Here is a 26689-nt window from a genome sequence, read left to right as displayed (position 1 = left end):
CGCTCGATGGATTCTATTACAAATCGTAATGCCCTCGTCCGCCTGCTTGTCCTTGGGGACGCCGCCCATGCGCTTCACCACCTCATCCGGCACATCCATCCCCGGCACCTTCTTCTTCATATAGCGCGCCATGCCCACCGACTTCATGGGCGTAATGCCTGCCAGGATATGAACTTTCTCATGCAGGCCACGATCCCGCACCCCTTCCATCCACTTTTCAAATTTATCCAGGTTGTAGATGCACTGGGTCTGGATGAAATCGACCCCGGCGTTCGATTTCTTCGCCAGGCGGGCCACCCGCAGCTCAAAGGGGTCGGCGAAGGGATTAGCCGCGGCGCCGATAAACATTTTGGGAGGGCCATCGATTTTTTCCCCACCCTGGAACAGCCCTTCATCCCGCATCTGCCTCACCATCTGGATCATCTGGATCGAGTCGATGTCGTGCACCGTGGCGGCCATGGGATGGTCGCCGAAGTGGGGATGATCGCCGGATAGGCAGAGCATGGTGTCGATGCCATGGGCATAGGCCCCCAGAATGTCGCTTTGCATCGCCAACCGGTTACGGTCCCGGGTAACCATCTGGAGGATAGGGTTGAGCCCCATCTGCTTCAGAATAATGCAGGCCGCCAGGCTGGACATTCTAACCATGGCCGTCTGGTTGTCGGTAACATTGACCCCGTCCACATAACCACGGAGCAATTCGGCCTTTTCCCGAACTTTTTGTGCTGAGGTGCCCCGGGGCGGCCCGCACTCGGAGGTAACCGCCAGGTCTCCTGATGCCAGTATTTGTTCCAGAGTGCTTGCCGTTTTCATAGCGCCATATCCCCTCTGATGATTTTCCGCGGTCCCGCTCCCCTTCCCGGACGCCAGTCTTTGGCCGGCAGGTTCTCTTCGTACCTTTCCGTCATCCCCAGCGCTTTGAGGCGGTCCCAAATGAGCTGCCAGGCGCAGTCGACGTTCGGGTCCACTTCGCACTTGCCATTGGTGGAGCCGCCGCACGGGCCATTAAAGAGCTGCTTCGAGCACCGCGCCACGGGGCAGACCCCGCCGGTCGATCCCAGGACGCAGTCGCCGCAGCCCTGGCAGCGCTCGGACCAGACCCCCTGACACTCGGAGGCGCCCATGAACTTGGTGTTCAAGGCCGGAAAAACCGGCTTATTATGAAAGCGCCGGGCAACTTCCTGCACGCCGCAGCCGCAGGCCATGGAGAGCACTGCGTCCACTTGGTCGATGTTCGATATCAGTTGCTCGACATACTCGGGGTCGCACTGTCTTTCCAGCGTGATCTCCTGGATTTCTAATGGCTGGCCCGCCTTCATAAAATGCATCTTGAGCGCGGAAGCCAGCACCCCGACCTCCTTGCGGCCTCCCGCGGCGCACACCGTGACGCACTCGTTACAGCCGGCCAGCAGAATGCTGCGGTACGGCTTAACGCATTGGATAAGCTCTTCCATAGGTTTTCGTTCAGCAGTAATCATCTTGGCTCAGTCTCCTGTTCCTGGCGAGTCAACCTGCGGCCCGCAGATCTTTATGAGCGACCTTGGCGGGATTTGGTCCAAGTTGCCGAATCTTCTCGGTGAAATCTGTGGCGATTTGAGCAAAGCGCTCGCCCATGCCCGCCGACATCGCGAACATCGCCACGCGCTCGCCTTCGATGCCGATCTCATCGAGGAGCTTCTTTAAGTAGGCCACCCGATGGGTTGCCCTCACATTGCCATTTTTGAAGTGGCAATCCCCCTCCAGACAGCCGGCCACGAATACCCCGTCAGCCCCCTTTTCCAGGGACTTCATGATGTGAATGGCATCCACCTTCCCCGAGCAGGGCACGCGGATGATTTTCACATTGGGAGGATAGCGCAGCCTCATGCTGCCGGCCATGTCCGCCGCCGTGTAAGCACAATAGTGGCAACAGAAAGCCACAATGAGCGGTTCGAATTTTTCCATCACATTATCCCTTCCAAAAGTCCGTCTAATTTCGCCATGATATGATCGTCCTCATACTGCATGAGCTGAATCGCCTTGGCGGGACATTCCGACGCGCAGACGCCGCAGCCGTGGCACTTGGCCGGGTCGATCTCCGAGTAGCCTTCCTCATTGATGAACGGCACGCCGAAGGGGCAAGCCCGCACGCACATGAGGCAGGCCGCGCACAACTCCCCGTTTACCTGAGCCACAGCCGCGCCCAGGTTGATGCAGTCCCGGGCCAGAAAGGTCTGGGCTCGCCCTGCGGCAGCCTGGGCCTGAGCGATGGTCTCCCGGATGGTCTTTGGAGCGTGCGCAGTGCCGGCCACAAAGAACCCCGGGATCGGCAGATCGATGGGCCTGAGTTTGATGTGATCCTCAAGGAAATACCCATCCGAAGTCCTGGCCAGATGAAAGATCATGCCGAGATCTTCCGTTGACTCCTCGTCGGCCACCATCCCGGTGCTTAACGCCAGACAGTCAGCAGAGATTTTTACTTCCCGCCCCAGAATCGGGTCGTTAAACGTCACCGTCACCTTGCCGCCTTCGGGCTCGACCACCGGTTTGCCTTCCGGTTTATAGGCGACAAAAATAACCCCTTGCTCCCGGGCTTTCCGGTAATAGTCTTCCTCAAAACCCGGCGTGCGCATGTCGCGATAGAGCACGAATATCTGGGCCGTAGGATTCATTTCCTTAATCTTCAGAGCGTTTTTGACGGCCGCCGGGCAACACACCCGGGAACAGTTGGGATTCTCCGGCACCCGGGACCCGACGCATTGGATCATGGCAATTTTCTGCCAGACCTGTACGTCCTCGGGATGATCTGAGAGAATTGCCTCGAGATCGAGTTGGGTCCGCACCGCCTGATGCCGGCTCAAGAGGTATTCATTGGGACGGTTAGGGAGCGCCCCGGTGGCCAGGATCGTGATGCCGTGCCGGACTTCCCGGTAGAACATCTGGGGCCCCACCTGGATGCCTGTTCTGAACATCCCGGCGAGCCCCGTGTGGTCCACCACCATGGACTGCTTCCAGACCTGAATCCGGTCGTGCCCCTCTGTACTCTTGATGAGGTCGGCGACATAGGCTTGCACGTCTTCGCCTTCGAGCGTTGTGCGAAGCTTCTTGGCCACCCCGCCCAACTCTTTTGAGCGTTCCACCAGGTGGATTTTGTAGCCCATGTCCGCAAGTCTGAGCGCTGCCGTCATTCCGGCAATACCGCCGCCCACCACCAGGACATCCTTATTCATCGGCAGAGTCTGGTCGGTGAGCGGCCGGGCCAGGCGCACCGACGCGACGGCCATGCGCATCAAATCTTTTGCCTTGGCCGCGGCATCGAAGGGACGGTCCCGATGGACCCAGGTGTCCTGGTCCCTCAAGTTGGCGATTTCCACCAGGTACTTATTCAAGCCCGCCTTGCGCACGGTTTCCTGAAAAAGCCCTTCATGGGTCCGGGGCGAACAGGCCCCCACCACCACCCGATTGAGATTCTGCGTGCGGATGGCAGCCTGGATATGCTCTAAAGCTTCGCGGCTGCAACCGTGGCCGATGGTCTCGGATACGACCACCTGGGGCAGGCCCGCCACGCTCGCGGCGACCTCCTCCACGCTGACCACTCCGCCAATATTGAGACCGCAGTCGCACACAAAAACCCCGATTCTCGGCTCTTCACCCGCAACCTCGCGCTCCGGAGGCAGCACATCTTTGGCTGCCGCCACGATCCTAAGCGGCGTCAGGTCCTTGGCGGCATTGGCAGCCGCGGCGCTGGCCTGGACCATGGTGTCGGGAATATCCTTGGGGCTTTGGAACATACCGCAGACATAGATGCCGGGCTTGGAGGTGGCCACCGGATCGAAGCTGCCTGTTTGAGCAAAATTGTGCTCGTTCAGGTCGATGCCGATCTTTTCTGCCAACGCCTTGGCTTCCTGGGAAACCCGAAAGCCGGCCGCCAGGACCACCATGTCGAAGACCTCTGTGTCAAAGGAGCTCTCGCCCTCCGAGGGGTATCTGATCTGGAGGTCACCCGTTGGGGTTCCGGCTTCTATGATCGCCTCGACGGTATGGGGACGGGCCCGCACCAAGCGGATGCCGTAGTCGTTGACGGCCCGCTGGAGGAAGAGCTCGTAATCTTTGCCCGACGTGCGCATGTCCATGTAGAACAGCGTCGTCTCCATATCCTCATCGAAACGCTCCCGGGTGACAATGGCTTCCTTCAAGGCGAACATGCAGCAGGCGCTCGAACAATAAGGCACCGAACCCTGCTGGATACCCCGGGACCCGACGCACTGAATCCAGGCAATCTTCTTGGGCCGCTTGCCGTCTGAGGGACGCACGAGCTCCCCCTTGGTCGGCCCGGACGCCGAGAGAATCCGTTCGTATTCCAGGCTGGTGACCACGTTCGGGTTGACGCCGTAACCGCAAGTGTCCAGAACCCGGGGGTTGAAGACGTCCGCGCCGGGGGCTAAGATGATGGACCCGATCTCGATTTCCTGCACTTTCTCTTTATCATCGGGCAGGATGGCCCCGGCCGGACAGATGCTGGCCAACCCCTCGGCACCTCGAATCACACAGTTAGGATCTGAGAACCGCCTAACTTCCGGAAATGCCAAAAAAAAAGATGCGGAGTGCGACAACAACCGCATTCTGCTACCCTATCTTCCACACGTAACCTTCCAGGGACTTTTCAGGCAAGACTCTTTTGGCGTAATTCCTCATACTTAAAGAGGGGACAGCCTTTGCACACATTCCATGCCTCCTTTTCAAAGAAAATATCAGCTCAACACGCCCGCAGGGTTACTCATGATCATTCCATGATGAATATGGTGATACTGAAAAGGTTCAAAATCCTTTAACAAGATTAAAATAGATCGGTTAAGAGCGCCCATACAATATAATCGGATATAAATAATATTTTTCTTGACACTACAAAATGCAGGCTGATATTTATTGTATTCAACATATAGAAGGAAGGAGATAATCTAATGCCCAGCGAAGTTCTCAAACTAACAACTGAAATTGTCATTTCCCACGTTTCCATGACTGAACTTACAACCGAGCAATTGATTGGCGAGATCAGAGAGGTCTACAATGTCCTCTCTTCGTTGGAAGGTGGGGAAAGTTTAGAGGAACCGGTTTCTAAAAAAGCTGAAGAAGCGGCCGGTGTACAAAAACCATCAATTCCCTTGAAAGATATCGTAAAGGCCAAATATGTGGTTTGTTTGGAATGTGGGAAGAAATTGAAGACCTTGAAGACCCATTTGCGCAAGGCTCATGGGTTAACTGCTAAAGAGTATTATCAGCGGTTTGACCTGGACCCAAAGAAATTTCCATTGGTTTGTAAAGATTATTCTGCGGCCCGGAGTCAGATGGCGAAAGATCGAAATTTTGGAAAAGTGGGTGGGATGAAGAAGTCGGCATAAGGAAATTAGACCCATTACCCAGTCGATTATGGCAATGGCTTCGAGTCGATTAAAATTGGCGGGATCGATTTGTTGAGGACCGTCTTAACCGGGTTTATACTCGTTTCCATGATATTGGTGAGTGGCGCTTTCGGGGCAGATCCCCTGGCTGTTGCACAAAACTGGCTTACCATAGTCGACAAAGGGGAATATGCAGAAAGTTGGAACGAGGCGGCTGAATATTTTAAGACAGCGGTCCCGGAAGGGAAATGGGTGCAGATGGTGCAGGCTGTACGATACCCACTTGGTAAAATAATTTCGAGAAAAATTAAGAGTACGACTTATACGGCCTCTTTACCCGGTTGTCCCGATGGTCAATATGTTGTCATACAGATTGATTCATCCTTCGAACACAAAAAATCAGCAATTGAGACTGTCACCCCAATGATGGACAAGGATGGCAATTGGCGAGTGGCAGGATATTACATCAATTAGATAAGAACGTACTTATTAAATCAAGTTTTTATGGTTGCCCTCAGGATTGGTCGTGCTGTGCATCTCGTCGCCAAAGCAAAAGCGTGAGCCAAAATGCAAAGCATGCGGTACGGAAATCAGAAATCTGCCCGGTGATTGTCGTTCGCCGTGTGAAGGGGTGGACGGGGGCAATCACCCCGTTGAAGCCAGGCCCTTCCAAAAGCATAGTGCGTCCCAATGCTGACTGAGCCCGCAGGGTGACCGCTCCGGATGATGTCTCCAACTCGAATGTTCGAGTGAAAACACTGGATTTCTGGGCGTTCGCTACCGGGGTTAAATTGGCCTCCAACGTCCAGTGTCCGCTAAAGACACCATGCTTCCGAACCTCATGATATACACCATCAATCGTTATGTTCCCTTGCTCACCCAGCCAATTGAGCTCGGTACTTGCGGAGTGCCCGCACCCAGCAATATCGAAATTCCAAGAACAGAGTCCTTTGGGGTTGCAGCGGATCATGGCAGTTTCCTACAGGCCAACAAGAATTAAAATCTAATAAGCCGGATTCATCTTGGGGAAACGCACCGCGCAGGTCCGGCGGCCGCGGGACTAGTCGCGTCTATAGTACTCGCTGCCGTCGCCAAAGCCAGTTTGACGATTCTGACTTTCATCTGAGATTATGCGACAGCCTTGCCCACCGCAGTTACAAAATGGTTTAAAAACTCTCTTCCTTAGTTTAACCCCGAGAAGAGTCTCTTTTTTAGCCACATCGTCAAGTAGGTCGTATTATAGCATAAGTTTCTCAACGAAAAAGTAATTATTACAAAAAGTTAAGCATACCACACCCTCAGAACACCAATACCTCATTGCTATGGAGATTAAGGTCTCCAGGCCATTACTGAGCGATAGTGGTAAGTCAGAGGAAAGGCGGAGGCCAATACTGCCAAGAGAAGCTATTTTAGAAATCATTATCAGTGATGTTAAGGGCTGATATATTCAAACTATATCGCAATTTCAGCAGATAATCAGATAAACTTCTGGTCTGGCAAGTGAGTCGCTCTATTGTATGGTCAGATTTATTTGGAATAAATTCCTTTTCCAGGGAAATTATCGTTATAGTAACTTCGCGGGGGGCTTATAATTCAAAGTATAAGCAAAAATCACTTTTACAGCAAACGTTGTGCTATCATGCCGTCGAGACGATTTTAGCTCCAAGAAAAGAAATATTTGGCGATTTTCCCCAGGCAGAGAGGTCTCAAAAACCATTTTTTAACTGCGGTGGCCAAGCCTGCCGCATAAGCTTGGATCAAAGGAGATAACTACTATGGGTTTTTCATTTAAGCATCCATGCCACAACTGTCGATCTATTTTCAGCTTAAGCTATAAAGCGAGAATGTTGGCAGCGTTGATGGCGGTCATGGCGCTGTGGGCGACCGCGGCCATGGCTGGAATGAATGATGATTTGATCAAAGCAGCAACGCTCGGCAATCTGCCCGAGGTCAAAAGCTTCATCGCCAAGGGGGCGGAGGTCAATGCCAAAACGGATAAAGGCGAAACCGCATTAATGGGAGCCTCATTGAATGGCCATCGCGAGATCGTGGAAGCGTTGCTTGCCAAGGGGGCGGAGGTCAATGCCAAGAGAACTGACGGGTTAACTGCGTTGATGGCAGCCTCATTCGATGGTCATCGCGAGATCGTGCAGACGTTGCTTGCCAAGGGAGCGGAGGTCAATGCCAAGGCGATTAACGGCGCGACCGCATTAATGATAGCCTCCGAAAGGGGCCAGCGAGAGATCGTGCAGATGTTGCTTGCCAAGGGGGCGGAGGTCAATGCCAAGGGAAATGACGGTAAAACTCCGTTGATGGGAGCCTCCGCGCACGGCCATCGCGAGATCGTACAGGCGCTGCTCGCCAAGGGGGCGGAGGTCAATGCCAAGACGACTAAGGGTGGAACCGCATTGATTTATGCCTCCCAGAAAGGCCACCGCGAGATAAGAGATCTGCTTATTAAGGCGGGAGCTAAATAATTGGCGATTAATAGGGGATGAGTAGTCCTTCCAGCAATCACCCAGGAGGAGCATGATGAAATTTGCGAATGTACGCCATGTAGGGATAATTTTGATGGTTATTGCGGTTGCGCTCCTCTTGGGGGGACTATTGTTCGGTTGCATGATGCCAGCACAACATCAGCAAGAACTATGGTCTACCGAAGAAAGGGAAACGACCATAGGAATAAAGGGACGAAAAGAGATTCGCATTGGCATGTCGCAGGCAGACGTGGCTTCTACATTAGGATCACCAAATATAGTTAAAAACGATGGGGCGGGCAAGGAAACTTGGATTTATGATAAAATTGCCACCTCTCTTTATTATGAGAATGACAGGGCAGGTCTTCCTGGAAGCGCGGTGATTCTTTATGGCGTGGGGGGAGGACATTCCGAATCAGTTAAAACATTTACGTTGATTATTAAATTTGATGACAGGAAAAAGGCCGAATCTTTTTCTTACCGGTTAAGTAAATCTTAGTATTAATGAAGTTTATTAAAATGAATATTGAAGCTGTTTATATCTTAATAGCCTGTCTCATGATCCTTGCTTAACGTATTGCAGAACGATTACAAATATTTTTTGCTTTGGGTATTTATGACTGCCGCATAATTTGATATCAAAATACATCCTTGAAGAGAGAAGCCATGAAATGGAGATCTAAATTAGTGGGAGCTTTGTTGCTGACTTTTATTTTGGGATTTACCTCGATAGCTCTTGCCCAAGCTGATCCCGAGTTCAGGACCTTTTTATCCCGCTTAAATGGCAGCAGATGGTTCTTGGGGGTGGGGGGTCAATTATTCTTGGAACTACAAGGCGATATTATAACGCGCTGGAATTTAGGCAACTCGGAACCAAGCCAACAAAAAGAATTTAGTGTTAAGTTAGAGAAACGAAGATTTGTTGCTAAGTCTTCTTATCATGCGGCTATTTACGAGATTAGCAATGATGGGGATGTGATAACTGAAGAAATAACCTTTCACGAGACTGGAAGTTTTATCGGTAGGGTGAACAAATGGTTAAAATTTTAGTAATGGCAGCCTCGCCATCCCGCTGATATCTAAGACCATAAAGAAAGCTTTCAGCAACAAATAGGGATTGCTGATCTGGTTTCAAAGGGGCAAAATTCAAAGGAGAAAAGATTTATGTGCCGAGTCGTAAAGATTTTATTTATGGTCGCACTGGGGTTAACTTCGGTTATGAGTCTGCTAATACCCCTGCAGGTCCAGGCGGTTGCTCATGAAACCATTAAACCCGGAGCCGTGCTCCTGGCCCAAAGCGCCGAACCGCAAAAGGAGCCGAAAAAATCGCCGGTGACAGCCGGCGGCCAAGAAGAAGAGAAACTGAAACAAGAGAAGTTGAAAGAACAAGAAATACAAATGAAGAAGCGGGCCCCCAAAACCCGGGGCATTCAGCAGCCGCCCGCCGCCGCCGGGACTAAAAAAATCGGCGGCCAGGCCATCAGAACTAAGGAATTTCCAGAAGGGGAATAGTTATAATGCTGCAGAAAGTCCCCATGGCCCATGTGGATATCTAAAGATATCCCGGTTCGATTAAGTTGGCCGCAGGGCCATGGTTACGGGAGGTCTGTCATGCCACGGGGCCGGCTGATGTGGTTGGTGTTTTTGCTGATAGTAATCCTGGCCGCCCCGGCGCAGGGCGCGGACGACCCTCTGGAGGAGGCCTACGCCTTAAACCAGCAAGTGGTAGAGTTCTATCAGGCCGGCCGCTACCAGGAGGCCCTGCCTCTGGCCCAGCGGTCCCTCAAGATCTGGGAAAAGGCCTTAGGCCCGGAACACCCTGACACCGCCACCTGCCTCAACAACCTGGCAATGCTGTTCGATGACATGGGCGCCTATGAGCAAGCCCTGCCCCTGTACCAGCGGGCCCTGAAGATCAGGGAGAAAACCTTAGGCCCGGAGCACCCCGGCACCGCCGTCAGCCTCAACAACCTGGCCGTGCTGCATGAGGAGCAGGGCGCCTATGAGCAGGCCCTGCCCCTGTACCAGCGGTCCCTCAAGATCAGGGAGAAGGCCCTGGGCCCGGAGCACCCTGACACCGCCGTCGGCCTCATCAACCTGGCCGGGTTATATCGCGAGATGGGCTTATATCAGAAGGCGCTACCCCTGTACCAGAGGACCAACAAGATATGGGAAAAGGCCCTGGGTCCGGAACACCCCAACACCGCCACCAGCCTCAACAACCTGGCGATGCTGTATCATTTCATGGGGACCTATGAGCAGGCCCTGCCCCTGTACCAGCGGGCCCTGAAGATCAGGGAAAAAGCTTTAGGCCCGGAGCATCCCGACACCGCCGGCTGCCTCAACAATCTGGCCACGCTGTATAAGGACATGGGCGCGTATGAGCCGGCCCTGCCTCTGCACGCGCGAGCTCTCAAAATCAAGGAAAAGGCCCTGGGCCCGGAGCACCCCGGAACCACCCAAAGCCTCAACAACCTGGGAAGTCTGCATCTGGCCCGGAAAGACTATCAGTCCGCCGAGACCTGTTTCCGCAAAGGTAAATCCCCAATTGGTCTGGTCTATCTCCTCCTGGCCCAGGCACACTCGGAGGAAGCCCTGAAGCTGCTCCAGGACCTGCCCCCCCCTTCCTGGCGGGCCAGCCCCGATTACCGGGTGCAATACTATACCCAGCACGGCATGGCCCTGGCGGGGTTGGGGCGCTCACGAGAGGCGTCTCTGGCATTGCATCGGGCGGTGCAAGAGGTAGAGGGGTTGCGCCGCCGAGCGTTCGGGGAGAAGTCCGGCTTCTTCCAGGCCGGTCCGGTTGGAGGATATATCCAGGCCTACCGGGGGCTGGTAAGCGTCCTGGGAGAGATGGCCCTGAAACAGGAGGCTCTGCCCCCGGCCTTGAAGGAATATGGCCCCTCCGCCGGCGCGGCGGCCTTCTACTTCGCCGAGTCCACCAAGAGCCGGATGCTCCTGGAAACCCTGGCCGCGGCGGCCCGGCGAGAAACCCGGATAGAAATTCCGCCCGAACTACGTCAGCAGGAAGAGAGCCTCCTGAACCGGCTGGCTGCGCTTGAGGCCCAGTGGGAGAAGGCCTTCAAGGGCGGGGAGTTGGCCATTAAAGTGGTGCAGGAAAAAAAGGCCCGCCTCACCGGCGAACTTCAGGCCCTGATTAAGAAATTACGCCAGAACTATCCCCTTTATGCCGCGCTCCACTACCCTGAGCCGGTGCCCGCCCAGGACCTACCCCTGAAAGAGAACGAAGTCCTCCTGGAGTATGCCCTGGGGGAGACGGCCGGCTACGTCATGGTGGTGCGCCGGGGCGGAGTCAAAAAGGTGGTGAGGATTCCCCTGGGCCGGGAGAAGCTGGAAGGGAAGGTCAAGAACTTCATGGAGCCCTTTATCAACCTCCAGCCTGAAGGCTTCTCCCTGCCTCAGGCCAAGCACCTCTATGACCTGCTCCTGGCCGGGGTGATGCCGGAAATCAAAGCGACGGACCGGGTAATTATTGTCCCGGACGGCATTTTGGGGCTGCTGCCCTTCGAGGCCCTGGTTCTAAAGCAGGGGCAGGGCCTATCGGACAGCGTTTTCGTAGGGGATAAATATCCCCTGACCTACTACCAGTCCGCCGCGGTCCTGGCCCTGAAGCGGCGCCTGAAGGAAGAGCCGGCCAGCCGCCTCCTCTTCGCCCTAGGGAACCCGGTGTTCTGCGACCAAGACGAACGCTGCCTGGCTTCCCCGCCCGGGGCGAAACCCGCCGCCGGGGAGACGGGAAGGCTGGCGAAGGCGGCCTTCACCGCCCTGGCCACCAGTCAGGAGTGGGGCAAGACCACCCGGGGCAGTGACAAAGGGAAGGAACTGGTTTACCCGCCTCTCCAGGAAACGGAAGGAGAGGTCCGGGCCATTGCCGGGCTCCTGGGGGTTAAGCCCTCTCCCCCCGATGTCCTCCTAAACCTCCAAGCCAACGAGACCTTTTTGAAAAAATCTCCTTTGCAGGACTACCGTTACCTCCACTTCGCCACCCACGCCGACCTCCCCGGCAAGGTCCAGGGGATAAAGGAGCCCTTCATTCTCCTGGGCCAGGTGGGCAACCAGGCCGGGGACAACGGCTTTTTTACCCTGAGCAAGGTGTTGGGCCTGAAGCTCAAGGCCCAGATGGTGGTCCTATCCGCCTGCGTCACCGGCCGGGGGAAGGTCATGGAAGGGGAAGGGGTGGCCAACTTCGCCCGGGCCTTCCAACACGCCGGGGCCCAGAGCGTGGTGGTGAGCCTCTGGGAAGTGGCTTCCGACGCGGCAGTGGAGTACATGACCCTGTTTTACGGGCACCTGAAAGACGGCAAATCCCGTCTGGAGGCTATGCAGCTGGCCCGCCGGGCCATCAAGGCCAAATACCCTCAACCCTTTTTCTGGGCGGTCTTCATCCTCCACGGCGAAGGGTGAGCCCCGGAACCAGGAAGGGTATAGAACGGCTTTAAATCCACCAAACTGCTCATCGGTCCATTTCCAAGGGGAATGGTAGCTCCTAATGTGCAGAATTTTCCATTTTTTCACGGCAGGATCGGTCCTTGCCTCCGGAGCGCCTGCCACAGCAAAGGGAGCCCCCAGAAGACCCGGGACGATCAAGAATAGACAGACTAATACCCGGTTGCCACCTGTTTGCTTGCGATTGGTATTATAAAATATCAGGGGTTGTGGCTTAGATAGCGGGTAGCCAGGTGGGGCCAGAGTTGCGAGGTGCGGCAGCGGGCGGCCTGGACAATGGCCTTGAGGTTATAAAGGGCGGTGGGGATGTCGTCGTTGACCACCAGGTAATCATACCAGGAAACTTCTTTGAGTTCCGACCGGCCATTGGCCAGGCGGCGGGCCAGTTCCTCGGGGTCCAGATTGCCCCGGCCCTTAAGGCGGCGCTCCAGCTCGGTAAGGCTGGGAGGCAGGATGAAAATCAGGGTGGCTTGGGGAAAATTCTTCTTAAGGGCCCGGGCTCCCCGTGAATCCAGGTCGAAAACCAGGTCCGCGCCTGACGCCACCATCTCCTTAACCCAGTCCCGGGAGGTGCCGTACCCGTAACCGAACTGTTCCACCCACTCCGCCAGAGCGTCCGTATCCCGCAAGCGACCAAATTCCTCAGGGCTGACAAAGAAATAGTCTTTGCCGTCAACTTCGCCTAAGCGCGGCGGGCGGGTGGTGTAGGAAATGGAAAACCGCAGCCCGGGGTCGTCGGCCATCAAAGGTTTTAAGAGCGTCGTCTTCCCCGTCCCGGAAGGCGCGGTTATGACGAAGATTTCCCCGGCCACCTAAAGTTCCTTTTCCCCCGGTTCCGGCCGCGCACTGACGCCATGGCCGTTGAGGCGCAGGGAGAGGGTCTCCGCGTGGACCGCTGACAGGATAATGTGATTGCTGTCAGTAATAATAATTGAACGGGTCTTGCGGCCCTGGGTGGCGTCGATGAGGCGGTCGGCCTGGGTGGCCCGCTCCCGCAGGCGTTTCATGGGGGCTGAGCCTGGCATGACCACCGCTACCACCCGATGCGAAATCACGGTGTTGCCGAAACCGATGTTGATTAAGCGCCCATCCATAGCTGATTATCCCCCTTAATCTCCTGTGGCCCTGCATAACTAATCTGATTTATCGGTAAAGCGGCCAGCTTAATAAATTTCAAAGGTCATTGGTTAATCCCGGGAAAATATTTGCAGACAATTTATGAAACCTGACCCTACTCGATATTCTGTACCTGCTCCCGGAGGCGTTCCAAAAAGCCCTTGATTTCCAGCACCGCCTGAGAAATCATCAGGTCGTTCGCCTTGGAGCCGATGGTGTTGGCTTCCCGGAGCATCTCCTGGAGCAAGAATTCCTGCTTGCGCCCCACCGGCACGTCGCTCCCCAGGGTTTGCTGGAACTGGGCTAGATGGCTTTCCAGACGGGCCAACTCTTCGGCCAGGTCCCGGCGTTCGGCCATGAGCGCCACCTCTTGAGCCAGACGGGTTTCGTCCACCGGCGCCCCTTCGGGGAAGAGTTCCGCCAGGCGAGCCGCGACCCGCTCCCGCCAGAGTTGGGGCAAAAGCGGCGCCTGGACGCCAATTTTATCCACTTCCCGGCGGATATCCTCCAGGTTGGCCGCCAGATCCGCCGACAGGGCCGCGCCCTCGGTTACCCGCATCTCCTCTAAGAGATCCAAGGCCTGGTTGACCGCCTGGGAGGCCACTTCCCAGGTCTCTTCCAGTTCCAGGTCCTGATTGGCCTGTTCCTTGGCAACGATCAGATCCGAAAAATGGAGGAAATGTTCCAGCCGCAGGGACTCGGGGGTACTGCCGATCTGCCGGATGTCCTCCAGCACCCCGCGGACCTCGGCCACCATGGCCTTATCCAACTTCAAGGTTAAGGACGTTTCGGCCAGGGATTCCCAGGAAAGCTGCATATCCACCCGGCCCCGGGACAGGCGGCCCTTGATAAGTTTCCGGAACCGGTCCTCCAGGGCCCAGAAACGCCGGGGCAGGTTCAGGGACAGCTCCAGGAAGCGGTGGTTGACGCTCCTCAATTCCACCACCCACTTCTGCTTGGCGGTCTCCACTTCCCCCCGCCCGAATGCGGTCATACTTTTGATCAATTTTAGACCTCTTACAAAGAAAACAAAGGAAACGAGAATAAGGAAAATCTCATGAAAAATCCGGTGAGGTGGGGCTCCGGGGCCGTACCAGCCTGGATAAATGGTGCGCGGTGCGCATCCTCCAGGAGGACTGGTAGCACAGGTTTCCAGCCTGTGTCGGTGGGCCGGACCCACGCTCCTTTTTTGCCCAATTGATTCTGACCACTGACCACTGGCAACTTTAATATAGGGGTCTCAATCCGCCATCGCCTTGAGTTGCCAGAGGTATTTTTGGCGCACCACTTCCAACAGCGCCGGCAGCTCCCCCTGGGCATAATCCGGGTAGCTCCAGGGCAGGGGCTGAAAGCCGCCCTGGCGGTCATAGATCAGCGTTAAATCGCCGTAAATGCCGTGATCCAGGTAAATACGATGAGGGAAATTCTTGCCGGTGGCCAGGACCAACCGTTCTCTGGCCAGGTATCCCGGGTCCAGGTTAGCCGGCCGCCGCTCGCCCAGGCTGAAGGTCTGCTCCAGCTCATTAGTAAACACCTTCCAGGCAGCCAGGCGGGCTGGATCGGCCAAATGCAGGAAGGATACCAGGCGGCGGCCCAGGTTCGGGCCCATTTCCGAAGCGTAATAAGCGGTAGAGTAAAACGGCCACCAGGGTCCTACCAAATCCGGCGGCCCGAAATATTCGGCGAGTCGCGCAACCAGTGCCGGCCCCAGGTCTTCCCGCGCCAAAAGCATACTGACCACGGGCTTCACTGGAGTGGCCGGGCCCGGCGTGCTCATGATCTTTTCTTCCCCCGAAACGCCCCTCATTCTATGGCAGGTGAGTTGTAAACGCAACGGAAAAATCATGTGAAATTTAGCGCAATTGCTGGCTTAGAGTCGTATAGAAGAAACGCAGGAGGGGGAATTGAAAAAAGGTATGGATGGCCATAAGTTAAGAGTAAGGTTGATCTTATATAAATAATGAGTTGCCGCTCATGATACTTTATAATAAATCCTGAGCAGGAATTTTACATGCCGGTGGGGATGGTTGCTTTCAAACCGGTACCGGTGGATAATGATAAACCATGCAGGGCGCCCGGTTAGCCGAAATTCTTCTGAGAAGCGGTCCTTATGGCTCTAGAAGTCAGCGAAACCTTTGTCAGTCTGATGGGTGAATCCACCCGGGCGGGATTGCCGGCGTATTTTATCCGGCTGACAGGCTGCAACCTGCGCTGCCGTTTTTGTGACACGCAGTATGCTTATGAGAACGGCTCACCGTTAAGCGTGAGGTCCCTGGTGGAGGCGGCCTTGGCTCAACCGCACCGCCTGGCCCTGGTTACGGGCGGCGAACCCCTGCTCCAGGCCGAGACGCCGGTCCTGCTGGCGGAAATGCTCTCCGCCGGCTTCACTGTCTGCCTGGAGACCAACGGGTCTGTGCCCATCGGCGGAGTCGATGCCCGGGTGCATCGAATTTTGGATATGAAATGTCCGGGGAGCGGCATGACCGAGCGCAACGATTGGCGCAACCTGGAGCTTTTGACCTCCCGGGATGAAGTCAAGTTCGTGGTGAGTGACCGGCTTGATTTCACTTGGGCCTTGGAGATCATCCGGAGCCACCATCTGAGCCGGCGGCTGGCCGTGCTGATCTCGCCGGTATTCGGGAAAGTGCCGCTGCCTGAGGCCGCGGCCTGGATTGTCGACAGCGGCCTGCCCTTGCGCTTGAACCCTCAGCTCCACAAATACATCTGGGGGCCGGAGGTCAGAGGAGTATGAAAAACCGTTTTTCGTTTTTGGTTTTTAGTTTTTCGTAAAGGCATCACTGGTCTCGTAAAGGGATCAGGTGACGATCCGTTTGATAGCACATTTATATTAAAACCATAGCCCCCGACAAAAACTCAGGATTAAAGAAAATGTTTAATAGCAGTTCACCAAAAACCAAAAACCAAAAACGAAAAACGGCAGTGGTCCTGGCCAGCGGCGGGCTGGACAGTTGCGTAACCGCGGCGGTGGCCCGCCGGGAGTTCGACCTGGCCCTGTTTCATGCCAATTATGGCCAGCGCACCCTCACCCGGGAGTTGCAGGCCTTTCAGGCCCAGGCCGCGTTTTACCAGGTAACCTCCACCTTGGAGGTCGATCTGCTCTACCTGGGGATGATCGGCGGCTCCAGTCTCACGGACTTCGCGCGGGCCGTACCCACCGAGGCAGTGGAACTTCCGGGTATCCCCTCTACCTACGTGCCGTTCCGCAATACCAATCTTTTGGCCGCAGCGGTGGCTTGGGCCGAAGTCTTGGGGGCTGCCGCGGTGTTCATTGGCGCCAATGTGCTGGATAATCCCGGATATCCCGACTGTCGGCCCGAGTATTTTGAGGCTGTTGAGCGCGTCATTGAGTTAGGCACCCGGCCCGAAACCCATATCCGCATCCACACCCCCCTGATCGACCTGGACAAGGCCGGCATCGTGCGCCTGGGCCTGGAATTGGGCGCGCCCCTGGACCTCACCTGGTCGTGCTACCAGGACGACGTTCGGGCCTGCGGCCAGTGCTCCTCTTGCCGCCTGCGTCTCAAAGGCTTTGCCGCGGCGGGTGTCCCCGACCCCATCTCGTACCGCAAGTAATAAAACCGTTCTTCGTTCTTGGTTTTTCGTTTTTCGTGAAAGGCAAGAAACATTTTGAGTCCTGACATCTTAGGTCTTTATTAAACTTTCCATTATTGCTTATTAATAAATATCACTGCGCCAAACCTTATATTCTATCTTTACCAAAAACCAAAAACGGTTTTCACACTCCTTTGACCTTGCATTGCCAATAAACGGCCTTACGTTTATAGCATCGGCATCCGGCAGAGGCGGGACGCCGAACCGGCAAAAAGCGGCCGGAACATCCTTAAGGAGGTATGAGCCATGTCAGGAACCAATGTTGCCAGGGTAACTCATATTATCGCCGAATCCCCCAAGAGCTTTGATGATGCGGTGCAAGTAGGTTTCGCCCGCGCCGCCAGCACCCTCCGGGGTATAACCGGCCTGCGGGTCGTGGAGCAGCGGGTTTCGGTCAAAGATAACAAGATCAACACCTACCGGGTGAAGCTGGAAGTTATCTTCATCCTGGATTGAGGCAGGTTATAGCGTTTGCCATAAATCCATGCCGCCGGCATTAAATCCCCCTAAATCCCCCCTTTAAAAAGGTGGACTTTAGAAGTAATTCCTAATAGTTCCCCCCTTTACAAAGGGGGGTAGAGGGGATTTAGGATTTTCCCATTGCGGAAAAAACTTTTGGCAACGCCTATAAGTCACCTCGTGAAGCCGATCATGATGTTGGATTCGACGATCAACCTGTAAGGCAGCCACGATGCTGCATCTGGATGGTTCTTACGGGGAAGGGGGCGGGCAGATTCTCCGCACCGCCCTTTCTCTGTCGGCGGTAACGGGGGTCCCGGTCCGGATCGAACGCATCCGGGCCGGTCGCCCCAAGCCGGGACTTAGGCCCCAGCACCTTACCGCAGTCCAGGCCCTGGCCCGCGTCTGCCAGGCGGAGGTTACCGAGGCCCACCTCGACAGCCAGGCGCTTACCTTCAAGCCCCGTGTCCTTAAAGCCGGCCACTATCTTTTTGATGTCGCGGCAAAGACCGGCAGCGCCGGGGCCGTCAGCCTCATTGCCCAGGCCCTGCTGCCGCCTCTCCTTATGGCCGGAGCGCCCACCACCATCATCCTCAAAGGGGGCACCCATGTGCCCTGGAGCCCCCCGGTCCATTACCTCAGCCATGTCTTTCTGCCGGCCCTGGCTGGGCTGGGAGCAACGGCAGAGCTTTCCCTGGAGCGCTGGGGCTGGTACCCCAAAGGCGGCGGCGAGGTGCACGTGCATATTACGCCGGTCCGTACCCTCACCGGCGTCGAGTGGCGGACCCCTGCTGCCCCGCCCGCGTTACGGGCCTTGTCCGCGGCCTCTAAATTGCCTGAACATGTGGCCCGGCGGCAGGCAGCCAGACTCACGGCCCGCCTCCAGGAAACGGTGCCGGTGGAGATTATCCCGGCAAGCGGCCAGGACCCCGGCAGCTTCGTCTTCCTGTGGGGTCCCCGGGCCGGGTTCAGCGCCTTGGGGGCTAGGGGCAAACCCGCGGAGCAGGTGGCGGACGAGGTGGTCGAGGCCTACCTGGTCTTTTTAAAAAGCCGCGCCGCACTTGACCGCCACCTGGCGGACCAGATTCTCCTCTACCTCGCCCTGGCCCGGGGACCCTCCACCTTCACCACGGAAGCCGTTACCTCGCATCTGCTCACCAACGTCTGGGCCATTGAGCAGTTTTTGGGGCCTAAATTTGAGGTTCGTGGGAATCTGGGAGAGCCTGGAGAGATATTTTGCCAGGGACGGAAATAGGTCAGAAAAATGCAAGAGCTAAAATCCTCCTTAACCCTACTTAAAAGGGGGGGATGGGCCCCCCGAATTATCCGCCGGTTTCAGTATCCAGTTTCTTATAGTATTTTAAAATTCTTATAAAAAATAAAAATTGAACTCCTATAATTAATAGTTTATATAAAATGGTTCCGAGCAGAAGTATAATTTGTCAATATTGCAATATTATATGGCAAAAGAATGGAGGGTGGAAATGTCCGACGAGATTCGTGTTGAGTATGGATACCGGATGGAGGGTCACTACGTAATAGGTAATGTTGACACTGAATTCTACAGACATCTTCCGAGCGTTGACGAACGCTACATAAATCCTCAGACTGGACGGCCGGAGATTCCGCATCCAGACTTGGTGCAGATCTTAAGCGTTGTAGGTGCAGCGTTGCTCTCGTCGACTGTTTTAGCTACGGCAATCAAGGCTTATCTCCAAACTAGACGTACGAAAGTGCGAATCGTAGTAGAAAATGAAAAGGTATCAATTGAGTACGAGGGGCCAAATCTTAAAGACTCAGAGGAAGCGATTAAGAGCGCGATTGACCTTTTGGTCGAAAAGGCAGATCGTCACCCTCTTCGCCTCACTGCGACAAGGATTGTTCAGAGAGACTGAGGGCCAAGAACAGAGCGGCGACAGGGGTGAGGTGGAGCAGCAAGCGGTCCAGGGTGGCCCGGACATAGGCGGGGAACTCCGCGGCGGCGGTGGGCGCCACCGCATAGGCCAGGAGGATGGCCGCCAGATTTCCCCCTATAAAGAGTACCAGGAAGAGGCGGGGAGAGCGCCACAGGCGCGGGCCTGAGCAGATGAGGGCCAAAGCCAGCGCCGGCCAGAGCAATCCGAAATAAAACGGCTCCGCCAACCCGGCCAGCAGATAGAATACGGCTTTGGCTAACTGGTGGGGATAAAAGCTCTGGATATGGTCTGAGCCGATTTCAATTTTCTGTTGGAACGCGAAGAGCCGCCAGGGGAGAAAACCCACGATGAGCCCTGCCAAGGGCGCGGCCAGGCAAGCGAGCCGGCGGAGCCAGTGCTCAGGGCGCAGCCAGGCCAGGGTCAGCGCCGCGGCCAAAAGCAGGGTGGCGGCCAGGGGCGGACCCTCATACTTGCACCAGGCCATCCCCGCCAGACAGCAGGCCGCCAGGGTCAGGCTGCCCCGAGGCGCGGCGTCCGCCAGCCAGAGGTAAAGGAGACCGGCCCCTCCCAGGGTGTAGAAGGCCAGGGGCAGGTCGGCGTAGGCGATGTAGAGGTGCACAACGAAGACGGTGCCGTTTAATGCCAGGAACGCCGCCAACCCCAGGGCCTGGCCCCGGCGCAGACCCAGGCGCCTGGCCAGGGAGTAGAGCAGGGTTAGGAGCAGCGCCCCCCAGAGCGGGAAAACGGCCTTGGCCAGGGCATCACTCACCTGCCCCAGGCAGAAATACAGGTAAGTCAGCAAAAGTGGGATGAGATTGGGGTAATAGTTGTGCGCGTCAATGCAGGTCAGGTCCAGGCCCCGGCTGGTATAGAATATTTTGGCCTTGCAGCCCCAGGTGGCCACCGCGTCCCAGGCCCACATGGGATAAAGCGCTGCCCGGAGCAGCGCATAGATAAATACCACTCCCAACAGCCCCAAAAAGAGCCATTCCCATGCCCCCAACTTTTCCCCGGATGAAAGGTGAAATTCTCGAAAGTCCTGAGAGACGGCGGCGCGGCCCCGGGGGGTCAGCAGGCAGATGACGGCCAGGGCCAGGGGCGGCCCTAAAATCAGCCCCAGGCCAAATGGCGCTCCCCACCAGGTTAAGGCCAGCATCCAGAGCGTGAGCTTAAGCGACCCGACCCCGAAGCTGAACGCAGCCCGCTCCCCGAAGGAGAAATCCCGAGGGCGAGGGTTAAGCAGATTCAGCCAGGCATAACCCAGGAAAAAGACCGCTCCCAGCCCTAAGCACAGCCGCAGCAGATTGACCACGGTCTCAATCATAAAAGCCCCAGCGCAAAAGCGTGGAGTTCACCTGGTAGACCTGTCCGGGGCCTGGAAGTTTTACCGGATGAAACGCTGGACAATGGCGGACGGCTTGGAGTCCGGGTCCCGGTGGCTGCGCCGAATCTCGCGTGAGCAAGAAGGAAGCGTCCTCATGGTGCAGCGTATAAAAGAGAAAACTGGCCGGGATATCCGGAGGCTTCAGGATGTGGCGCCGGGGCGCCAGGTAGTAACGGACCTGGATTTCTTTGCCCGCGGCGTAATCATCCAGGAAGACATACGCGGCGTGCTCGGGGATGACGGCCTTAAGCGCCGCGGCCCACCGGTAGAGCGGGTCTTCCTGCCGGATGGCCGCCCCCGAGTTTTGGCGAGCCACTCTCTGGACTACATCAATCGCCTCCGGCCCGAAATGCCAGGCCAGCCACAAGACCTGTAGGCCCCAGAGACCGAGGATCAGCCGCACCAACCAGAGCCGCCACGTTTTTGCCGGTGTCATAGTATAGTTCCCCCCTTTAAAGGGGGGTGGGGGGGATTTTGGTTTTTGGAGCATCAGACCAGCCCCGCATATGGCGACGGGCGAAAAATAGGCCTCAATCGGAAAATTTGAACCGGATAATGTGACAGACTGCGGCGATGCCGTCTCGCCAGGTGATTTTCTTCCCGGCGGCATAATCCCGGCCGTGGTATTGGATAGGTACCTCGTAGATGCGCCAGTGCTTCTTGGCAATCTTGGCAGTCAGTTCCGGCTCCACCCCAAAGCGTTCACATTTAATCTGTATTCCCTGCAAAACTTCGGCCTTAAACACCTTGTAGCCCACTTCCATGTCGGACAGATTCAAATTGGTGAACATGTTGGAGAGGGTGGTTATCGCCCGGTTGCCCATGTAATGCCAGAAAAACAGCACCCGGTGGGGCCGGCCGCCCACCATCCGAGAGCCGTACACCACGTCAGCATTTCCCTGTTCGATGGGCTCCAGCAAAGACGGGTAATCCACGGGGCGGTACTCCAAATCGGCGTCCTGGATGATGACCACATCCCCGGTCACCTGAGCGAAGCCAGTGCGCAGGGCCGCGCCCTTGCCCTGATTGCGCTCGTGGTAAAAGGTTTTGACATTATCGTATTGTTGGGCGAGGCGGGCCACAATATCCCGGCTGCCATCGGTGGAGGCGTCGTCCACCGCGATGATCTCTTTGTCGTACGGAGTCTCCTGAACCAGGCGAAAGATCTCCTCCAACGTCTCTTTTTCGTTGTAAATCGGAATGACAATACTCAGCTTCATGCAAGCGGCTCCCATGTTAAAAGTCATTTCAAAACCGATTTTGGATTCACTTTGAAATGGCTTGAAAGGAAATGATCACCCCCCTTTGGAAAAGGGGGGCAGGGGGGATTTATATAACGTCTTGAAATCCCCCTAAATCCCCTTTTTTAAAAGGGGGACTTAAAAACCAGCGCGAACAACCTTTCCTCACTGAGAAAGAAACCCACCTCTTGGGACGGGTTTTGAAATAGGTTCTATAGTCTCTTAACAATATACTCTTAGGTCACGGAAAACGTTAATCATTTTGCGAAGGAAAAATGCGAAAAAGTGGAATGCCGGTGGGAATCAGCCGCCGATGCTCACCATGGCCCGCCCGGCCGCAGCGGAAGGCAGATCAGGGGTGGGAGAGACGCAGCTTTTTAACTGGATGGCTTCCTCAAAAAGCCGAGCCAAAATCTCGTCGGAGGCCCCTTGGCGCAACGGCCCCTTCAGGTCAACTTCAGGAGCGGCAAAGAGACAGGGCCGCAGCCGGCCAGCCGAGGTGAGGCGCAGGCGGTTGCAGGTGGGGCAGTGGTGATCGCTGACGGAGCTGATAAAGCCCAACTCGCCCTTAAATCCCGGCACCTTAAAGGTCCGGGCGGGACCGGCGGTGGCGGGGGAGGTGACGGGCTCAAGAAAGCCCAGCCTGGCCAGCCGTCGGCGTACTTCGGCAATGGGCAGGAAATGGCGGCGCCAGTGCGCCTCATCCACCGTGGGCATGAACTCGATGAAACGCACCTGGAAGGAGTGCTCCCGGGTCAGAAGGGCGAAGTCCAGGAGTTCATCGTCATTGAGGTCTTTCAAGACCACGCAGTTGATCTTGATGGGAGCAAACCCCAGCGCTGCGGCCCGCTCAATGCCGGCCAGCACGTCGCCGAAGTGATCATGACCGGTAATCTCCCGGAAACGGTCCCGGCGCAGGCTATCCAGGCTGAGATTGAGATGGCGCAAACCGGTGTCATAAAGGGCCGGGGCCAGTTCGGCCAGGCGCACCCCGTTGGTGGTGAGGCAAACCTCCTCAATCCCGGGAACCCGGTGCAGGCGGCCGATGAAATCAACTACGCCTCGGCGCACCAGGGGTTCGCCGCCGGTGACCCGAACCTTGCGGATGCCGACGCTCGCGGCCACTGCGGCCAGGCGCAGCAGCTCTTCGTAGCGCAGGATCTCCCCGCAGGCCAGCTTTTGCCAGCCCCCCCATGAGGTGCAATAGAAACAGCGCAGATTGCAGCGGTCGGTAATGGAAACCCGCAAGTAATTGATTGATCCCGGCAATATTTCTTCCCACGAAATCGTTATGCTTTAATTATAGCTTGTCTATGGCCAGGTTTCAGGATTTTTATAGCCTTGATAGCTATCATTATCTGGCCGAACCCGGCTGCCCCGGGCCGGCGGACCTCTGGACTGGAGGTGCGCTTGTACGCTAACTAAGCGTCAAAGGGCCGAGTATGGCGTTTTAACCCTTCGAACGGCTAATCCACCTGAAAGTCCGTAGTATCCTGCGCCGAGCCGTAGCCCGTGGTGATGAGGGTAACCAGCCTATAGATGCCCGGAGCAGAACTGGCTGGCAGGGTGAAATTGATTTCCTGGTTCCAGGTGCCGTTTTCCCGGCGGGATTCAATGCTTTTGGTTTTTCCCAGAGATTTTCCATGATAGAAAATCTCCCGGGTAATGGCCACCGGCAGAGCCACCTGCTCCGGAGTCAGAATGGTATAGGTGGTGCTCAAAAGCAGGGTGTCGCCCCGCTTGGCCCGGTTGGGCTTCACCTCAACGCTGTCCAGGCGCAGGACGCAGCCGCCGGTGGGGCAGTACCCCTCCCGGGCGATGATATCCTCCCGGTTCATCCGGCTTTCTTCCCGGGTATTCCCATAGAAGCCAAAGGTGTAATCATTGAAGAACCCTGGCTGTGCCTGGGCCGGGAAAACATTAAAGCATAAACCGACCCCGAGAATCAAGCCCAGCCACAGTAAGTAACGTTGCCGGTTATGCTGCATAAAGCCTCCAGAGGCATGAAATTAGTCTATAGCGTAGCTTCATAAATAACTTGACATAGCTATCTCGGCGCCCTCAGCGTCTCTGCGGTAATTATTTTTCACCGCAGAGGCGCAGAGAACGCAGAGAGGCTTATGTTCAATTACTTAAGTCATTGCGTATAAGTTACTTGTCGCCGGGCAGATAACGCCGGGCCCCGCAATAGGACACCCGCCAGACCTCGGCATCCAGGCGGCTGATGAACACTCCCCGGGGAGAAGCATGGATGAAGCGGCCGCCGCCCAGGTAGACTCCGTCGTGGCAGATATCGTCAGCAAAGCCCGGAGAGAGAAACCCGGCGAGCATGACGTCCCGGCCCCGGGTCTGGCAGTAACGGTTAAAGAAGACCACGTCGCCGAAACGCAGCTCGCTGCGCTCCACCGGCCTGCCCTCCTGGTACTGCTGGGCCACGGTGCGCGGCAGGTGAATCCCGGCTTTTTGATACAAGGCCTGGACTAATCCTGAACAATCCACCCCGGCGGGGGTGCTGCCCCCGGAGCGGTAAGGAGCGCCATGGAAATCGCCCAGGGCCTGTTCTATGGCCATCTCCTGGGGGTTGCGTCCCACTGCGGGCAAGGGCGCCACGGGTCCAAGCGGCGGCGGTGGCGGCGGTGCCCCGGCACAGCCCACCAGCAATAAGGCCATTAATGCAGCAATCCCCCAGAGGTGCATCATTGGCAAACTCTAAACTAAGGCATTTTTATTATTTCTTATGCTTCATAGTTATTACGTCTAATATGTTAACGTTACCATGAAAATCTTCAACTTTTTCCGCTAAGAATTCTCAATCTTCTGTTGGTATGATCCGTATAGTGCCAAAAATTTTCAGATTTGTCTATGGTTATAACGATGCCGGAGGCAGGGAGCAGACAACGCGTTTTACTACACTTTTATGGGGGAGGGGGTCGGGGGAAGAGGGGAGAGGCCACTTACAAAAGAGCCCATCGCCCCCTGCCCCGGAAACATTATTTCTCCTCCGCCTCTATCCGGGGGAACAGGGCCGGGCCTTTGGCTAGGTGGCTGCCGGGCGCGAGCCTCCCCCACGTGAGCACCTGGGGCAGAGGGTGGTCCCACAGGGCCAGGCCCAAACACAGGTGTTCGCTGATTTTGAGGGCGCTGCCGGGCATCACGGGCCTCAGCAGCGCCGCGATCCAACGCAGTCCTTCCAAAAGGTGATACAAAACCGTGTCCAAGCGCCCCGCGGCCTCGGGCTGTTTGGCCAACTCCCACGGCGCCGAACTCACAATGTAGCGGTTGAGCAGGCCGATAAATTCCCACAGTCCGGCCAGGGCCTTGGTAAACTCCATGGCCGGAAAGAGTCGCATAAAGTCCGCGGCCATGGCCTGCACTGCGGTGACGACTTCGATATCCATGGCGTCAGGCACGTTGGGGGCCGGCACCACGCCTTGCCGGTATTTGAAGGCCATCCCCAGGCTGCGGGCCACAAGATTACCCAGATCGTTGGCCAGGTCGGCATTGATCCGGGTGGTCAAGGCTTCTTCGCTGAAGTGGGAGTCCAGCCCGAAGACCATCTCCCTCAGGAAGAAATAGCGGACCTGGTCGATGCCGAAACGGGCGGCCAGGGTCCGGGGTTCCACCACGTTCCCCAGGCTCTTGGACATCTTGCCCGCCGCCATCTGCCAATAGCCGTGGACGTTGAGGTTCCGGAAGGGTTCAAGCCCCATGGCCTTCAGCATGGTGGGCCAATAGATGGCATGGGGTTTGAGGATGTCCTTAGCGATGAGATGCTGGGCGGGCCAGAATTTTTTAAAAAGCTCGCCCCCGGGATAATCCAAACCTGAAAGGTAGTTGATCAGGGCGTCGAACCAGACATAGGTGACAAAGCGCTCATCGAAAGGCAAGGTAATGCCCCAATCCATGCGGCTCTTGGGCCGGGAGATGCACAGATCTTCCAGAGGCTCCTTGAGAAAGGCCAGCATCTCGTTTTTGTAGCGTTCCGGCCTGATCCAGTCGGGGTGGCTCTTGATCTGGTCGATGAGCCAGTCCTGGTACTTGCTCATGCGGAAGAAGTAGTTCTCTTCCTTAAGGAAAGTCGGGGCCACTTTGTGGTCCGGGCAGAGGCCGTTAACCAGATCGCGCTCCAGGTAAAAGCATTCGCAGCCGAAACAATAGAGCCCGCCGTACTCCCCGAAATAAATATCCCCGGAGTCGTGCACCCTGGTTAAAACTTCCTGCACCACTCGCATGTGCTCGGGGTTGGTGGTCCGGATGTAGTGGTCATAGCTGATGTCCAGGTCATCCCAGGACTGGCGGAAACGGGCGCTGATCTGGTCCACGAAGTCTTTGACCGGCAGCCCCGCCGCGGCCGCGGCATCCATCACTTTGTCGCCGTGCTCGTCGGTGCCGGTCTGAAAGCGGACCTCCTCCCCCAAGAGGCGGTGAAAGCGGGCCAGGGCATCGGCCACCACGGTGGTGTAGGCGTGACCGATGTGAGGCTCGGCATTGACGTAATAAATGGGTGTGGTGATGTAGTAGGGCATAGGCAGTTGCCAGTGGTCAGTGATCAGGGGTTAGTGGTCAGTGATAAGCATGGAAAACGCCAAAGCATTGCCGAATTCAAGATGATTTTCAT

The 26689-nt window shown here is 56.2% G+C and carries 27 protein-coding genes; 12 read left to right on the top strand and 15 right to left on the bottom strand.

Translation table 11 applies throughout. The features are described 5' to 3' along the window. The 4 genes from WC600_07205 to WC600_07190 all read right to left on the bottom strand — a co-directional run. A partial coding sequence (locus WC600_07205) for a methylenetetrahydrofolate reductase (protein ID MFA4902518.1) occupies positions 1 to 813 on the bottom strand: 813 nt, incomplete at its 3' end. Continuing rightward, on the bottom strand, positions 810 to 1478 hold the full coding sequence (locus tag WC600_07200; GenBank protein MFA4902517.1) for a methylenetetrahydrofolate reductase C-terminal domain-containing protein: 669 nt from the start codon (positions 1476 to 1478) through the stop codon (positions 810 to 812). The genes WC600_07200 and WC600_07205, both read right to left, overlap by 4 nt. A gap of 28 nt (positions 1479 to 1506) precedes the next feature. Continuing rightward, on the bottom strand, positions 1507 to 1944 hold the full coding sequence (locus WC600_07195) for a hydrogenase iron-sulfur subunit (protein MFA4902516.1): 438 nt from the start codon (positions 1942 to 1944) through the stop codon (positions 1507 to 1509). Next, positions 1944 to 4505, bottom strand: a complete 2562-nt coding sequence (locus tag WC600_07190) for an FAD-dependent oxidoreductase (protein MFA4902515.1) — start codon at positions 4503 to 4505, stop codon at positions 1944 to 1946. The genes WC600_07195 and WC600_07190 overlap by 1 nt, the downstream gene beginning before the upstream one ends. 435 nt (positions 4506 to 4940) lie before the next feature. Here WC600_07190 and WC600_07185 point away from each other — a divergent pair, with 435 nt between their 5' ends. The 7 genes from WC600_07185 (at position 4941) to WC600_07155 (ending at position 12280) form a co-directional block, all read left to right on the top strand. Further along, on the top strand, positions 4941 to 5378 hold the full coding sequence (locus WC600_07185) for a MucR family transcriptional regulator (GenBank protein MFA4902514.1): 438 nt from the start codon (positions 4941 to 4943) through the stop codon (positions 5376 to 5378). 117 nt (positions 5379 to 5495) lie between these two features. Next, on the top strand, positions 5496 to 5852 hold the full coding sequence (locus WC600_07180) for a DUF4019 domain-containing protein (GenBank protein MFA4902513.1): 357 nt from the start codon (positions 5496 to 5498) through the stop codon (positions 5850 to 5852). A 1301-nt stretch (positions 5853 to 7153) separates the two neighbouring features. Beyond that, positions 7154 to 7855, top strand: a complete 702-nt coding sequence (locus WC600_07175; GenBank protein MFA4902512.1) for an ankyrin repeat domain-containing protein — start codon at positions 7154 to 7156, stop codon at positions 7853 to 7855. Between the two features lie 52 nt (positions 7856 to 7907). After that, a complete protein-coding gene (gene bamE / locus WC600_07170; GenBank protein ID MFA4902511.1) occupies positions 7908 to 8354 on the top strand; it encodes an outer membrane protein assembly factor BamE in 447 nt (148 codons plus the stop codon). A 167-nt stretch (positions 8355 to 8521) separates the two neighbouring features. Then, complete coding sequence (locus tag WC600_07165) at positions 8522 to 8905, top strand: hypothetical protein (GenBank protein ID MFA4902510.1); 384 nt, start codon at positions 8522 to 8524, stop codon at positions 8903 to 8905. A 114-nt stretch (positions 8906 to 9019) separates the two neighbouring features. Further along, positions 9020 to 9367, top strand: coding sequence for a hypothetical protein (locus WC600_07160; protein MFA4902509.1), 348 nt, complete (start codon positions 9020 to 9022; stop codon positions 9365 to 9367). Between the two features lie 99 nt (positions 9368 to 9466). Further along, a complete protein-coding gene (locus WC600_07155) occupies positions 9467 to 12280 on the top strand; it encodes a tetratricopeptide repeat protein (protein ID MFA4902508.1) in 2814 nt (937 codons plus the stop codon). Positions 12281 to 12522: 242 nt separating this feature from the next. Here WC600_07155 and gmk read toward each other — a convergent pair whose 3' ends face one another. The 4 genes from gmk to WC600_07135 form a co-directional block, all read right to left on the bottom strand. After that, positions 12523 to 13134: a guanylate kinase gene (gene gmk / locus WC600_07150; GenBank protein MFA4902507.1), complete on the bottom strand. Its 612-nt coding sequence runs from the start codon at positions 13132 to 13134 to the stop codon at positions 12523 to 12525. Further along, positions 13135 to 13416: a DUF370 domain-containing protein gene (locus tag WC600_07145; GenBank protein ID MFA4902506.1), complete on the bottom strand. Its 282-nt coding sequence runs from the start codon at positions 13414 to 13416 to the stop codon at positions 13135 to 13137. 137 nt (positions 13417 to 13553) lie between these two features. Further along, positions 13554 to 14444 carry a YicC/YloC family endoribonuclease gene (locus tag WC600_07140; GenBank protein MFA4902505.1) on the bottom strand — a complete coding sequence of 297 codons (891 nt, stop codon included), beginning with the start codon at positions 14442 to 14444 and terminating at the stop codon, positions 13554 to 13556. A 234-nt stretch (positions 14445 to 14678) separates the two neighbouring features. Beyond that, entirely contained in the window at positions 14679 to 15215 is a 537-nt protein-coding gene (locus WC600_07135) for a DUF4416 family protein (protein MFA4902504.1), read from the bottom strand. 333 nt (positions 15216 to 15548) lie between these two features. On the opposite strand from WC600_07135, the gene WC600_07130 reads away from it, so the two are divergent. The 5 genes from WC600_07130 (at position 15549) to WC600_07110 (ending at position 19425) form a co-directional block, all read left to right on the top strand. Then, complete coding sequence (locus WC600_07130) at positions 15549 to 16190, top strand: radical SAM protein (GenBank protein MFA4902503.1); 642 nt, start codon at positions 15549 to 15551, stop codon at positions 16188 to 16190. A 137-nt stretch (positions 16191 to 16327) separates the two neighbouring features. Beyond that, positions 16328 to 17032, top strand: a complete 705-nt coding sequence (gene queC, locus WC600_07125) for a 7-cyano-7-deazaguanine synthase QueC (protein ID MFA4902502.1) — start codon at positions 16328 to 16330, stop codon at positions 17030 to 17032. 285 nt (positions 17033 to 17317) lie between these two features. Next, positions 17318 to 17527: a dodecin family protein gene (locus WC600_07120; protein MFA4902501.1), complete on the top strand. Its 210-nt coding sequence runs from the start codon at positions 17318 to 17320 to the stop codon at positions 17525 to 17527. 235 nt (positions 17528 to 17762) lie between these two features. Beyond that, on the top strand, positions 17763 to 18785 hold the full coding sequence (gene rtcA, locus WC600_07115) for an RNA 3'-terminal phosphate cyclase (protein ID MFA4902500.1): 1023 nt from the start codon (positions 17763 to 17765) through the stop codon (positions 18783 to 18785). A 229-nt stretch (positions 18786 to 19014) separates the two neighbouring features. Further along, positions 19015 to 19425: a hypothetical protein gene (locus tag WC600_07110; protein MFA4902499.1), complete on the top strand. Its 411-nt coding sequence runs from the start codon at positions 19015 to 19017 to the stop codon at positions 19423 to 19425. Here the strand turns inward: WC600_07110 and WC600_07105 are convergent. The 7 genes from WC600_07105 to metG all read right to left on the bottom strand — a co-directional run bounded on the left by WC600_07105 (position 19394) and on the right by metG (position 26597). Then, positions 19394 to 20770, bottom strand: a complete 1377-nt coding sequence (locus WC600_07105; protein ID MFA4902498.1) for a hypothetical protein — start codon at positions 20768 to 20770, stop codon at positions 19394 to 19396. The two genes, WC600_07110 and WC600_07105, sit on opposite strands and share 32 nt — an antisense overlap. Then, complete coding sequence (locus tag WC600_07100; GenBank protein ID MFA4902497.1) at positions 20763 to 21266, bottom strand: hypothetical protein; 504 nt, start codon at positions 21264 to 21266, stop codon at positions 20763 to 20765. Before WC600_07100 ends, WC600_07105 begins: the two co-directional genes overlap by 8 nt. 94 nt (positions 21267 to 21360) lie before the next feature. Beyond that, positions 21361 to 22050: a glycosyltransferase family 2 protein gene (locus WC600_07095; GenBank protein MFA4902496.1), complete on the bottom strand. Its 690-nt coding sequence runs from the start codon at positions 22048 to 22050 to the stop codon at positions 21361 to 21363. A 324-nt stretch (positions 22051 to 22374) separates the two neighbouring features. Then, on the bottom strand, positions 22375 to 23340 hold the full coding sequence (moaA, locus tag WC600_07090) for a GTP 3',8-cyclase MoaA (protein MFA4902495.1): 966 nt from the start codon (positions 23338 to 23340) through the stop codon (positions 22375 to 22377). Positions 23341 to 23537: 197 nt separating this feature from the next. Further along, complete coding sequence (locus tag WC600_07085; GenBank protein ID MFA4902494.1) at positions 23538 to 24059, bottom strand: hypothetical protein; 522 nt, start codon at positions 24057 to 24059, stop codon at positions 23538 to 23540. Between the two features lie 163 nt (positions 24060 to 24222). Further along, complete coding sequence (locus tag WC600_07080) at positions 24223 to 24771, bottom strand: C40 family peptidase (protein MFA4902493.1); 549 nt, start codon at positions 24769 to 24771, stop codon at positions 24223 to 24225. Between the two features lie 290 nt (positions 24772 to 25061). Then, positions 25062 to 26597 (bottom strand): methionine--tRNA ligase, encoded by a 1536-nt coding sequence (gene metG / locus WC600_07075; protein ID MFA4902492.1) that lies wholly within the window; start codon positions 26595 to 26597, stop codon positions 25062 to 25064. Positions 26598 to 26689 lie beyond the last annotated feature (92 nt).

This window comes from Desulfobaccales bacterium, assembly GCA_041648175.1.
Taxonomy (GTDB): domain Bacteria; phylum Desulfobacterota; class Desulfobaccia; order Desulfobaccales; family 0-14-0-80-60-11; genus 0-14-0-80-60-11.
Note: the sequence above shows the minus strand (reverse complement) of the source record. Positions and strands in the feature narration are given on the sequence as shown.